The following is a 225-nucleotide window of genomic DNA, read 5'->3' as shown; positions in this document are numbered from 1 at the left end:
CGCATGGTCTTCGTGCGGGCACGTTTGCCGGTGCCGTACTGCTTAAGCCAGGAATAAAGTGAGGAGCGATTGACTCCAAGCTCTGCTGAAGCCGCGTGAAGTGAGAGGTCCTCATTGTTTTCGTAGAGGGCCACAGCATCACGTTTGAACTGTTCGGAGTACCTAGGCATGGTGGTAGATTACCTTTCTTCCCAACCCAACCGGGCTGGATATCAGGTGTCTACC

Annotated in this window: 1 protein-coding gene; it reads right to left on the bottom strand. The window is 53.8% G+C overall.

Going from position 1 to position 225, the window contains the following annotated elements; all coding sequences use genetic code 11:
• Positions 1–170: transposase (locus tag HMPREF2537_RS00680; RefSeq protein ID WP_141754764.1), on the bottom strand; the 170-nt coding region annotated here is incomplete at its 3' end.
• Positions 171–225: the final 55 nt, after the last annotated feature.

The sequence above is a fragment of the Corynebacterium sp. HMSC074E01 genome, from assembly GCF_001808885.1.
Taxonomy (GTDB): domain Bacteria; phylum Actinomycetota; class Actinomycetes; order Mycobacteriales; family Mycobacteriaceae; genus Corynebacterium.
The sequence above is the reverse complement of the archived record's forward strand: the minus strand, read 5'-3'. Positions and strand labels throughout refer to the sequence as shown.